The organism is Staphylococcus sp. HMSC055C03 (genome assembly GCF_001809385.1).
In the GTDB taxonomy this organism is placed as follows: Bacteria; Bacillota; Bacilli; order Staphylococcales; family Staphylococcaceae; genus Staphylococcus; species Staphylococcus simulans.
The window spans coordinates 63,748-76,199 of record NZ_KV797486.1 but is presented as its reverse complement, the minus strand read 5'-3'; the positions used below and the strand labels follow the sequence as shown (position 1 = coordinate 76,199).

Annotated in this window: 10 protein-coding genes; 2 read left to right on the top strand and 8 right to left on the bottom strand. The window is 34.6% G+C overall.

Annotated features, from left to right (window positions below):
• Positions 1-205 precede the first annotated feature (205 nt).
• Positions 206-502, top strand: a complete 297-nt coding sequence (locus HMPREF2603_RS04715) for a HesB/YadR/YfhF family protein (RefSeq protein ID WP_002480863.1) — start codon at positions 206-208, stop codon at positions 500-502.
• 64 nt (positions 503-566) lie between these two features.
• Here HMPREF2603_RS04715 and menI read toward each other — a convergent pair whose 3' ends face one another.
• From menI to HMPREF2603_RS04700, 3 genes are all read right to left on the bottom strand, one after another.
• Entirely contained in the window at positions 567-1,028 is a 462-nt protein-coding gene (menI, locus tag HMPREF2603_RS04710) for a 1,4-dihydroxy-2-naphthoyl-CoA hydrolase MenI (RefSeq protein WP_002480862.1), read from the bottom strand.
• 119 nt (positions 1,029-1,147) lie between these two features.
• Positions 1,148-3,853, bottom strand: a complete 2,706-nt coding sequence (gene acnA / locus HMPREF2603_RS04705; RefSeq protein WP_002480861.1) for an aconitate hydratase AcnA — start codon at positions 3,851-3,853, stop codon at positions 1,148-1,150.
• A gap of 263 nt (positions 3,854-4,116) precedes the next feature.
• Positions 4,117-5,742: a BCCT family transporter gene (locus HMPREF2603_RS04700; protein ID WP_060804237.1), complete on the bottom strand. Its 1,626-nt coding sequence runs from the start codon at positions 5,740-5,742 to the stop codon at positions 4,117-4,119.
• Between the two features lie 380 nt (positions 5,743-6,122).
• On the opposite strand from HMPREF2603_RS04700, the gene mscL reads away from it, so the two are divergent.
• A complete protein-coding gene (gene mscL / locus HMPREF2603_RS04695) occupies positions 6,123-6,494 on the top strand; it encodes a large conductance mechanosensitive channel protein MscL (protein ID WP_002480859.1) in 372 nt (123 codons plus the stop codon).
• Between the two features lie 57 nt (positions 6,495-6,551).
• Here the strand turns inward: mscL and sbcC are convergent, their stop codons facing one another.
• From sbcC to HMPREF2603_RS04670, 5 genes are all read right to left on the bottom strand, one after another.
• The gene (gene sbcC / locus HMPREF2603_RS04690) at positions 6,552-9,590 is read right to left on the bottom strand and encodes an exonuclease subunit SbcC (protein WP_060804238.1); all 3,039 of its coding nucleotides are present in this window, start codon (positions 9,588-9,590) and stop codon (positions 6,552-6,554) included.
• A complete protein-coding gene (gene sbcD / locus HMPREF2603_RS04685; RefSeq protein ID WP_060804239.1) occupies positions 9,587-10,714 on the bottom strand; it encodes an exonuclease subunit SbcD in 1,128 nt (375 codons plus the stop codon). The genes sbcC and sbcD overlap by 4 nt, the downstream gene beginning before the upstream one ends.
• 278 nt (positions 10,715-10,992) lie before the next feature.
• Entirely contained in the window at positions 10,993-11,460 is a 468-nt protein-coding gene (locus HMPREF2603_RS04680) for a CcdC family protein (protein WP_002480856.1), read from the bottom strand.
• A gap of 161 nt (positions 11,461-11,621) precedes the next feature.
• Positions 11,622-11,852, bottom strand: coding sequence for a YneF family protein (locus HMPREF2603_RS04675; protein WP_023015255.1), 231 nt, complete (start codon positions 11,850-11,852; stop codon positions 11,622-11,624).
• Between the two features lie 174 nt (positions 11,853-12,026).
• Positions 12,027-12,452 (bottom strand): transketolase-like TK C-terminal-containing protein (locus tag HMPREF2603_RS04670; RefSeq protein WP_305367190.1); only part of this gene is annotated, 426 nt, incomplete at its 5' end.

Below are 12,452 nucleotides of genomic sequence, written 5' to 3'. Positions count from 1 at the left end.
ATGAAAATCGTCGCTTTTATTAGAAGTCAGAACACTTATGTCCCGACCCCTTTTTTATAACTATACAAAATTTTGTCAAATCCGTTCTATACTTTTTAAAGAAATTGAGCATTTAAGGTTAATCATGGTGTTATAACGGTTATACTCTTATATATAAATCTTTATATGCAGCATAATATTTGGTAATAATGAGAGGAGTTTTACCATGGAATTGAAATTGACAGATAAAGCAATCAACTGGTTCAAAGATGAGTTTGAATTACCTCAAGAAGGAAAAGCCATTCACATCTTTGTGCGTTATGGCGGAGAACCTCAAATCAAACAAGGTTTCAGCCCTGCATTCAATATTGATAACCGCAATGATCAACCCATTGAAATTGGATTTGAACAAGACTATGACGGTGTAGACATCATTATTGCCGAAAAAGACTTATGGTACTTTGAAGATGTATCAATAACTATCGATGTTGATGACAAAGATGAAATTACTTTCAAATTTTAATAGCATCTCTAAACACATATAAAACTGGGGCATCCATATGTCCCAGTTTTTTGCGTTCATTTAATTATTGAATCCCATCAGTCACTTCAAATTGTTCGCCAGCTTTGTTTCGTTTTTCTACTTCTTGATAGACTTCGTGCCAGTCTGGGAAATAACGATCTAAACGAATCGGTGTATGCGTATCTTCTGTCATACATATCAGCTCAGTTGAACCTGTTGTCGCAATTTCTCCTTTTTCGTTATAAATTTCATAACGATATAAAGAACGTAAACGTGAATAGCGTTCTACCCATGTTTTTATTCTTACTTTTTCAGGATAAGTCACAGGTTTAATAAACTTAACATCTAAGTGCGTGACTGGAGAAATGATGCCACGCGCTTCCATATCGGCATAATTAAAGCCAAGCTTGCTTATATAGTCTGTACGAGCAACTTCAAACCATGTCGCATAGTTCCCATGATAAATAAATCCCATTTTATCAGTTTCTTGGTATCTTGCTTCTATTTCAGTAATACTGTATATCATTTTTACGCCACACTTTCTATTCTCATTCCATGTTTTATCATAGCACAAAATGAAGAGGCTAAGACAGTTTCACACCATCTTAGCCTCACATCAAGTTCTATCAAAATAAGGTTGATGCCTTACGCATTTGCTAATTTATTACGTAATACAAGTTGTAAGATACCGCCATGACGGTAGTAGTCTAATTCAACTTGTGAATCGAAACGAGCGATTACATCGAATTCGATTGTTTCGCCATTTTCTTTTTTAGCAGTTACTTTAACTTTGTCATGTGGTTTTACAGATTCATCGATATCTACTGAAATTTCTTCAGTACCATCTAATCCAAGGCTGTCAGCTGAGTCGCCGTCTTGGAATTGAAGCGGTAATACACCCATCATTACTAAGTTAGAACGGTGGATACGTTCGTAGCTTTGTGCAATAACTGTCTTAACGCCTAGTAAGTTTGTACCTTTAGCAGCCCAGTCACGAGAAGATCCCATACCGTAGTCGTTACCTGCTAAGACAACTAATCCAGTACCGTCTTCTTTGTATTTCATTGCTGCGTCATAGATTGGCATTACTTCGCCTGTAGGCCAGTAAGTTGTGAAGCCGCCTTCTGTACCTGGCGCTAATTGGTTTTTAATACGGATGTTTGCGAAAGTACCTCTTACCATTACTTCGTGGTTACCACGACGAGAACCGTATGAGTTGAACTCTCTGATTGGTACGTCATTTTCTTGCAAGTATTGACCTGCTGGCGTATCTTTACCGATTGCACCTGCTGGTGAAATGTGGTCAGTTGTTACTGAGTCACCGAATTTACCCATCACGCGTAAATCTTTAAGCGGTTCGATTTTTCCTGGTTCTTTTGATAAACCTTGGAAGAATGTAGGGTTTTGGATATAAGTTGAGTTAGGATCAAAGTCGTATAATGGTTGATCCGTAGTTTCAATTTCATTCCACATTTCGTTATTTGTGTATACATCTGAGTATTCTTCACGGAATAAGTCAGGTGTAACAGTGCTTTCAACAGTATCAGCAACTTCTTTGATTGATGGCCAGATATCATCTAAGTATACATCGTTGCCATCTTTGTCTTGACCGATTGGGTCATTTTGTAAGTCGATATCTACAGTACCTGCTAAAGCATATGCCACAACTAATGGTGGTGAAGCTAAGTAGTTACCTTTTACTAATGGGTGGATACGACCTTCGAAGTTACGGTTACCAGATAATACAGAAGTTACAAGTAAGTCTTCGCCTGAAATTGCTTTTTCAATTTCTGGTAATAATGGACCTGAGTTACCGATACATGTCGTACAACCATAACCTACTAAGTTAAAGCCTAATGCATCTAAGTACTCTTGTAAGCCTGAATCATCTAAATAGCCAGTTACAACTTTAGAACCTGGTGCAAGTGATGTTTTCACGTACTCAGGTACTTTCATGCCTTTTTCAACTGCTTTTTTCGCAACTAAACCAGCACCTAACATTACATATGGGTTAGATGTGTTTGTACATGAAGTGATTGCCGCAATAGCGATATCACCTGTTGTCATTTTAGCAGTGTGGCCATCTGCGAATTCGATTGTTGCTTCTTTATCGAACTCTGATTCGTCGAATCCGAAACCTTGGTTGCCTGCTGGTGCAGTCACTGCTTTTTCGAATTCTTGTTTCATGTCGCCTAATTTAATTAAGTCTTGTGGACGTTTAGGACCTGATAAAGAAGGTTCTACAGTAGATAAGTCTAATTCAAGAACATCTGTGTATGAAGGATCTTCTTTTTCCACATCGAAGAACATATGGTTTTGTTTCAAGTATTCTTCAACTAATTCAATTTGTTCTTCAGTACGGCCTGTTAAACGTAAATATTTTAATGATTCTTCATCAACTGGGAAGAAACCACATGTTGCACCGTATTCAGGTGCCATGTTAGCGATTGTAGCACGGTCAGCTAATGGTAAGTGTTGAACACCAGGACCATAGAATTCTACGAATTTACCAACTACGCCTTTTTTACGTAACTCTTCAGTTACACGTAAAGCTAAGTCAGTTGCTGTTGCACCTTGTGGTAATTGGTTTTCTAAACGAACACCGATTACGTCTGGAATTGGGAAGTATGAAGGTTGACCTAACATACCTGCTTCAGCTTCAATACCGCCGACACCCCAACCTAATACGCCAAGACCGTTGATCATTGTCGTATGAGAGTCAGTACCGACTAATGTATCTGGGAATGCTACTGTTTCACCATCTACGTCTCTTGCATGTACAACGTTAGCTAAGTACTCTAAGTTAACTTGGTGTACGATACCTGTTGCTGGTGGTACAGCATTGTAGTTATCGAATGCTTTTGTTGCCCAGTTTAAGAATTGGTAACGTTCGAAGTTACGGTGGAATTCTAATTTCATGTTTTGACGTAATGCATCTGGATTCGCATAGCTGTCTACTTGTACTGAGTGGTCAATAACTAAGTCTACAGGTACTTCCGGGTTAATTTTATTAATATCGCCGCCTACATCATCCATTGCTTTACGTAATGAAGCTAAGTCAACAACTGCTGGTACACCTGTGAAGTCTTGTAAGATAACACGAGATGGTTTAAATGGTACTTCACCTTCAGCGCCATCACCGAATTTTGCTAATTCTTTAATATGGTCATCAGTAATTACGAAGCCATCCTCTTGGCGTAATACCGATTCCAATAGTACTCGAATTGAATATGGCAATTTGTTGATTTTAGTTAAACCTTGTTCTTCTAATGACTGCAAATCGTAAAAAGTATACGTATTGTCGTTTAAAGTAAACGTTTTCTTTGCTTGCTCTTTTAAGTTAGAAGACATCTAAATCCCCCCTGATTAATATTATGCCTTTACTTAGATTGTATATTGATATGATAGCGAATACAACTGATATTCATTAAAAACCAAATGTTCATTGTTTTTGTTTTATAATCAGTATGTATAAGTATATCTTATCATATCGAGTTCGTGTAATAAGTATCTATTATGTATTGAGAATAATTTTCATTTATTCAGCCTAAATAAAATAAAAAATGCGCTGCCTTTCAATTTAATAATTGAAAGACAACGCCTCTAAAATTCAATTAAGAATCAAGATTTTGTGATTGTTGACGTACTTTACGTTTTTCTAGAATATCTTCTTCATAATCTTGTTGTGAATATTTCACATATTCTTCTAAACGATGCTTATTAGGCGTCAATGTTAAGCCTAAGAACTTACGTTCACGGTTCGCATCTTTGTAGAAGGCAATCATCATTAATATGATCACAATGGAGAATGGCAAGGCACTGATAATCGCTGCACTTTGCAGTGAGTTTAAGCCTGTATCTCCACCTGAGAATAACAAGATAAACGCGATTAATGATTGCGCAATACCCCAAGTTACTTTAATGTACGACGCTGGTTCTAATGAACCATAAGAAGTCTGCATACCTAATACGAATGTAGCTGAGTCTGCAGAAGTAACGAAGAATGATGCAATCAATAGTAACGCAACAATTGATAATATAATGCCTAAAGGCAAGTGATTAAATACTGCGAATAATTGTGTCTCAGGTGACATTTCAAAGATTTCTTTGTGTTTTTTACCAGTTTCAATACCTAGTACACCAAACACACTGAACCAAATGAAGCTGACTAATGCTGGTACTAATAGCACGCCTGAAACGAATTCGCGAATTGAACGTCCTTTAGATACACGCGCAATGAACACACCTACGAATGGACTCCAGCTTAACCACCAGCCCCAATAATATAGTGTCCAACCTGACATCCATTCACGTTTTTTAGGATTTAATGCTGCAGTGTCAAAACTGTTAGACAAGAATGTGTTCAACAAGCTACCTGTTGAGCTTGTCAACATGTCTAAGATTAAAACAGTTGGACCAATAATTAATGCAACAATCATCAAGATTGTACCTAAACCGATGTTTAAGTTACTTAAGTATTGGATCCCTTTACTGATACCAGACCATGCTGATGCAATAAATAAGATAGTTACAACAACGATAATAATACCTTGTACCCAAACATTGTTTGGAAGGCCGAATAAGTAATGTAAACCACCATTGATTTGTAGTGCACCCATACCTAATGATACTGCTACACCAACAACAGTCGCGAAGACTGCTAATACGTCAATGATAGTACCCACAGGTCCGTCTACTTTATCTCCTAAAATAGGACGTAAAGTCTTAGATAATAAACCTGGTTCTCCTTTTCTGAACTGTGCATAAGCAAGTGCTAATGCTACTACACCATAAGTTGCCCATGCATGGAAGCCCCAGTGGAAGAACGTAGAACGTAACGCTTCAGTATAGGCTTGAGCTGTTTCAGGTTTCGCATTTGGCGGCGCCGCAAAATGTCCCATTGGTTCTGCTGCACCATAGAATACTAAACCGATACCCATACCGGCACTGAATAACATCGCAAACCATGAAATCGTATTGAATTCAGGTTTGTCATTAGGCTTACCTAGTTTCAGTTTTCCAATTGGACTGAAGATAAGGAAAACACAGAAGAATACTAGGATTGTAGTTAAGATTAAGTAATACCAACCCAATTTATCGGTAATCCATAGTTTGATTGTATTCGTTACATGATCAAACTGTGATGGGAAGATTGCACCAGCGAGTACTACAATAAGTACAATAATTGAAGCGTAAATAAAGACTGGTGAGAGCTTCTTACCTCTTTGAGAAGAATCCATAATCAATTACTCCCTTTCTGATTTATTTTGTTGTCAATGATATGCTTTTGATATTTTATAACAAAATATCATTTTAGTGAAAAACCAAGTATAATCATAACAAAATCAAGTTGTATAGGCAAATTTAGGAAAATTGATTATACAATCGTATAAAAATCAATTTTATTAAAAATACATTGAGCAATAAACAACTTGATTTCTTACATTGAAATTATACATTACTTTAACATACCCTCTTACCAGATAAAAAACTAAGAATTTTTAACTTTTTTTAAGCAAACGCTTACTATTAGTAAAAAATCCAACATCTAAAAAAATGTATTTTATTACTTAAAACATTAATGTATAATTAACTTTAGTAAATTTAGGAGGACATACTCGTGTTTAAAGAATTTAAAGAGTTTGCGTTTAAAGGAAATGTATTAGATTTAGCTGTCGCAGTAGTAATGGGAGCTGCATTCAATAAGATTGTTACATCACTTGTCACTTATATTATTATGCCGTTAATCGGTTTGATTTTCGGAACAGTAGATTTTGCGAAAAACTGGTCAATGTTCGGTATTAAATATGGTTTATTTATTCAATCGATTATTGATTTCTTAATCGTCGCTTTTGCATTATTCTTATTCGTTAAAGTAGCTAATACAATGATGAAGAAAGAAGAAGTTGAAGAAGAACCAGAAGAAAATACAATCTTATTAACTGAAATCAGAGACTTACTTCAAAAACAGAACAACCCATCTGATCAATAAGATTTAGCACAAAATAAAAAGCAATGCCGCAATTTTAATAACTGTGGCATTGCTTTTTTATTGAAATCTAAATTCTGCATGGCTTTGATAACCATTTGAATGAATCTGTAAAATACTTGGAATGCGTTGTTTTAACTCGCTGACATGAGAAATAATCCCCACCATTCGACCTGATGTTTTAATATTAATCAATGTATCCAATGCTGTTTCTAACGTTTCTTGGTCTAGCGTTCCAAATCCTTCATCGATAAAGATAGCTTCTAACGTAATACCGCCAGATTCTTGTTGTACCACTTCACTTAAGCCTAACGCTAAGGCTAATGCAGCTTGGAAAGATTCTCCGCCTGACAATGTACTAATCGGTCGTGATTTATTAGAATACCAGTCAAAGACTTCTATATCTAATCCACTGTAACCTACTGACACCGCTTCACTTCTCACCAATTTATACCTTTGATTTGTCATCTGGAAGAAACGTTTATTCGCATTATCAATAATCAAATTCAAGTAATATCTCAACACAAAGTTTTCTAGTGTTAATTTTTGAATATTTTTTCCAGATAAAATTTCTGAAAGTCTGAAAATCTCTTCTTGATCAGCTAATTCTTGCTGTAACGTTGTTATATTCTCTTTTAACGCCTTAAATTCTTTTTGATTAGATTGGATTTTGAATTCATGTTCATTTACTTGTCGCGTTTGCACATTTAACTTCTCTTTCGCCTCTTGAAGTTGCGCTTCCAAACTTTCTAAATCTGGTTCAGGTTGTCCTTGTATCAATTGTTTTAAATTCTCAATTTGGCTGGCTAGTTTAACTTGAGCGTCACGGAAATCTTTAATTTCTTGTTCAATAGATGCTTTCTCACTCATTTTATCCAGAACATTTTTTACTTCATCTGGTGATTGAATACCTAGCGTTTCCATTTCTTTATTAGACTGTGTTTCTTGATTTTTGATTTGTTCTGAGAGTTCTGATAGACGCTCATTAACACTTTGAAGCGAGTTTTGTTTTAATGCAAAGTCTTGTTCAAGCTCTCTTATTTTTTCAGTTAACTTTGTCTGTTGTTTTTCAAATTGATGAACTTCTTTTTCTTTAGTTTCATAATCATTTTTAAACGCCACTACATCTTTATATTCAGTATTTGATTCAAACGCTTTAATCAGTTTTTGCTGGTTCGTCAATTCAGCTTGTTGATTGGTCACTTTTAACTGTAATGACTGAATTGCTTCTTTAGTTTGTTGTTTTTGCTTTATTTTCTCTTCAAGTTCAGCATTAGCTTTTTGTTGTTGTTGTTTTTGGGTTTCTGTATCTTTATATTGCTCCCTTAATGTTTCTATATCCACTTTGGTATTTTCAGTGCCATGTGTTTCTTCAAACGTATTGACTGCTTGTTGCTCGAATTTTATTTCTGTATTGAATTCGGCTGCTTTAGCTTTTAATTCATCTCTTTGTTTTTGTAAGTTTTCCAGCTCATGTCGATAAGCTCTTAATTGTTCGTAATCTACATGATCTGACAGTGATGTAATTTCATGACCACAAATTGGACATTGATCACCAGGTTCTAACATAGATTGTAATTTTCGAATCATTGTTTCTTGATTGTCTAATTCTAACTGATGTGTATTGAATGCTTTGATTTTTTCTTCTAGTTCATTTAAGGCCGTTTGATTTTCTTCTTGCTTTGTTTTTAGCCGTTCAATATTTTGTATTTGCTTTTGATATGTCGTAAAGGCAGTTTGATATTGTTCAGCTGCTTTAATTTCATTGTCAATTTCGAACAGTTTCTGGGTTAGTTGATTTACTTTTTCGTAATCCGGTTGAACTGTTTCATGACTTGAATCAAGTTGTTTTAAATGTGCTTGATGTTCATTTAATGCATCTTCTAGTTGTTTCACTTCAACTGTCAGCTCATCGATTAATTTATAAGCACTTTGATATTGAGATGCATTTTTATAAAAATATTGAGTTTCACTTATAAAATGTTGTGCTTGTTCGATTTGCGATTGATTTTCTTGTAATTGTTTTAACTGTTGTTTACTTTCTTCTAATTGCGTTGCAGTTTGTTTTAACTGTTTAGTTAAATTTTCAGATCTTTCTTGCGTTTGTGTGTAATCTTCACGCGATTGTTCAAGTGTCGTCAAAATTTGATGTAAAGGACGCACTTCACTCATTTGTTTTAAAAGTGTTTCTAACGATTCAATATGTTGTACTTCATTTGTTAAGTTTTGATACTTTTCTTGTTCTTGTTGTAATGCTTTGATGTTTTGATTCAGTTCAAGTGCTTTACGATACGTAGCATCTGCTTTTTCAAATTCATTTTGTTCTTTTTCTTTTTGTTTTGTCAGTTGTTTTAATAATGTTTCAGCTGTTGTTTCAAATTCTGGGATGTATAACATCAATTTATCTGTTTGAATACTTGGTGTTGTTTTCAAATTATCTAAATGTTCATCTTCAAAAGTATCTACATTTTGCCAATGTTGCGCAATTGTTTGATAACGTAATTCAATTTGATGTTTTTCATCTTTAATCTCTTCTTCTAGTTGCTTTTTTAGGTGGTCAAAACGTACTGTGTTGAATAATGTACGTAAAATTGTTTGTTTCTCAGAACTTTTAGAGAATAAAAACTTTTTAAATTCACCTTGCGGCAAAATAAATAATTGTCTGAACTGACTGGCATTAACGCCTAATAATCTGATCAGATACTCTTTTCCTTGTCTGATTCGACTTTTTATAAGTTCATAGCCGTCATTTTTCCACTCGTAAATTAGTGCTTCGCCTTTTGTCTCGTTTTTATTTCCTTCTTTCACAAAGGGTGCTTGTCGGACGACTTTAAATAAACGATTTTTCAATCGAAATTCAAATGTGACAACCATTGGTGATTTACCATCTGCGAAATGGCTTCTAAGCTCTTTGCCTTTTCTGCTTTCTAAAGAAGCTTCATCAAATAAAGCATAGACTATCGCATCAAATAACATAGACTTTCCTGAACCTGTTTTACCGCTGATTAAAAACAGTTCGTTATCCTCTAGTTTAGAAAAATCTATTGTTTCGTCTAAGAAAGGCCCGAAGTTTTCTAAGTGTAATGTCAATGGTCTCATGCTTCTTCACCTCGATTCATGCGATTTAACAGGTCATTAATTTTTTGTTCTTGTACTTTGCTTAATGATTTTTGTGTCATGCTTTCATAGAAATCTTCAATAATTTCTTTATCTGTCATTTGTTTAATCGCATTTTGCGTTTCATGTACTTCAAACGTTTGACTCTGATTAGATAGTGCTAATACGTTAGGATAAATTTGTTTTAAATTCATCATCGGATCATTAACATGTGAAAGTTGAGTTAAATTGAAATGGATGTAGTTTTCTTTATTTTTAACTTGTGCATTTTCTTGAATTGCTTCTTCATAAGTGGCATCAACGACTTCTAATTCTCTCAATGGTTTGAGTGGAATGAAAATAGATTCAATGTATCCTTCTTCATCTACAGTTAATTTACGATAACCTTTTGCTTGTTTCGTTTCTGAAAATGAGTACTGTAAGAGTGAGCCACTGTAATGAACAAAATCTGATTGAATACTGAATGGATGATGTAAATGGCCTAAGAGTACGCTATCAAATTGCTTCATAACATTTTCCGATATTTCTTCAACTGTTCCAATAGATAACTCACGTTCTGAATCTGACTTTATGCCACCTGAAACAGTCAGATGGCCGACTAATATATTAGTTTGATTAGAGTCTAATTGTGCTGTCATATGTTTTAAACAACATTGAATTGCTTGATCGTAGGACTTCAATTTTTCTTCTGGATAGAAATGCTGAATTTCTCCTAAAGTTGTGTATGGCAACATATAAAAATTCACACCATTAATCGTAATCGGTTCTGCAATGCGGTCTAAATTGGTGCGAATATATAAATGCGTATGCTCAAACCAGCTAGCTCCATAATTCAATCGTGTTCTGCCATCATGGTTACCGCTAATAATGATAAGTGGAATATTTAATGTTAAGTTTAAAGTTCTTGTTGTTTCTTCTAATAATTTAACTGTTTCTTTATTTGGATAGCTCGTGTCATACAAGTCACCTGCAATGACAATGACGTCTGGTTGTTCTTCTTTCATCGCATCAATAAATTGGTTTAAAATGTAACGTTGGTCCTCTAAAAAAGATTGCCCATTTAAAATTTTACCTAGATGCCAATCGGCAGTATGTATGATTTTCATCTAATCACCTCTTTTATTGATTATAATACAAAACGTCCATCCCTTTATAGAGAATAGACGTTTATCATTGACTACTTATATAACTTTTGAAATTTCGCAAAGGTATACACCATCCCAGCAATAATCGCTGAAATAATACCAATAACATGTTTGAGCTTCACTCCGAGTCACCTCACTTTATGCTTATTTCTTTACCCAAAATAAAAATAAACGATGCTTTACCAATCATTGCAAAACATCGTTTAAATTATATTTATTGTTTTATTTACTATTATCCATCAATCAGCTATTTGTTTTCTTAATTTTTTATATTTCATCAACATCGCAATTCGCCATGGTAAAATCATTGAAAATGCCAATAAGAAAAACATACCGCCGAGTTGACCTGGATCAATTTGACTGCTGATGACAAGTTTCATAACAGTACGAATCACTAGCAAGGAAATCAAAATGATTGGAAAGGCTTTTGAACGTTTCATATAAATCTCTTTACCTTTTATCTCGAAACGAGATGTCCAAATCAATACAATTGAGAACATCAACCCAACTGCCATTGCTTCAAGTGCTTCAAGTCCTGTAATTCTAAAATAAGGAATAACATACATCAGCGCACCCGTAGACATAAAAATCGGCGGCAATATGAGTTTCTTCTCATTGACTGGATATTGTTGTGCTTTCATTCGTAATATAATAACGCCGATACTCATTAAAAATGCGACACCGACTGAGAATATAAGATATAACACCGTGACACCTTCTTTTCTACATTAAGTCTATCCTGAGAAATCATTTCATAGTATATCATTTTGTGTCTATATTTCCATATCAAAACGATTGAAAATGTATAAATACAAATAAAAAGAAAGCTATATGGCGCTGCACACAACTTTCTTTTTATAGATACTGATTATTTCATTTTTTGATCCATGTTTTTGTTCATCATCGTCATCATTTGATTGATTTTCTTTTGAGATGGTTTTTGGCCCATTTGCATCATCATCATACGTAACATCTCTTCGTTGATAGGAGGATTCTTTTTAAGATAATCCATCATATATTTTCTTGCTAGGAAGAATCCACCAACTAAACCGATGATAAGTGCAGCAATGATTAATAAAATTGCTATCCAAGTTGCCATTGTCTCACCCACTTTCTTTATCCTTTAGCATTTTACTAAAATAATTTCATCTTTTCAAGTTGAATCGATACTAAAACATAAGAATAAGAGCTATTCCTAGCTCATTGAAACGCTAACCGCTATTTTGGGTGTTTCAATTGTAGAATAGCTCTTATCTTTATCTTAATTCAAAACTTATAGGTTATTCAAAAGTTTTAAAACATTTTCTTTAGTGAAGCCATATTTTTCAACAACTAATCCGCCTGGTGCACTTGCGCCGAAACGATCGATACCAAGTACTTCGCCTTCTAAGCCGACATATTTATGCCAACCTAATGAAGAAGCCATTTCAATCGCTAAACGTTTTTTAATTGTTGGTGGGATAACTTCATCTTGGTAAGATTTTGGTTGTTGTTCAAATGCATGCCAGTTCGGCATAGAAACAACACGTACTGAGTTGCCGTTATCCGCAAAAGTTTTTGCTGCTTCTACTGCTAAGCTTACTTCTGAACCAGAAGCTAATACAAGATATTCTGGATTTTCTTCAGATTCATATACTACATAAGCACCTTTACGTACACCTTCTTCTACTGTTTCTTTAGAAACATCTAATACTGGAAG

Bases quoted from the DNA above. Each gene is read 5' to 3' on its own strand.
- HMPREF2603_RS04715 (WP_002480863.1), top strand. From the start codon at position 206: ATGGAATTGAAATTGACAGATAAAGCAATCAACTGGTTCAAAGATGAG.
- menI (WP_002480862.1), bottom strand. From the start codon at position 1,028: ATGATATACAGTATTACTGAAATAGAAGCAAGATACCAAGAAACTGAT.
- acnA (WP_002480861.1), bottom strand. From the start codon at position 3,853: ATGTCTTCTAACTTAAAAGAGCAAGCAAAGAAAACGTTTACTTTAAAC.
- HMPREF2603_RS04700 (WP_060804237.1), bottom strand. From the start codon at position 5,742: ATGGATTCTTCTCAAAGAGGTAAGAAGCTCTCACCAGTCTTTATTTAC.
- sbcC (WP_060804238.1), bottom strand. From the start codon at position 9,590: ATGAGACCATTGACATTACACTTAGAAAACTTCGGGCCTTTCTTAGAC.
- sbcD (WP_060804239.1), bottom strand. From the start codon at position 10,714: ATGAAAATCATACATACTGCCGATTGGCATCTAGGTAAAATTTTAAAT.
- HMPREF2603_RS04675 (WP_023015255.1), bottom strand. From the start codon at position 11,852: ATGGCAACTTGGATAGCAATTTTATTAATCATTGCTGCACTTATCATC.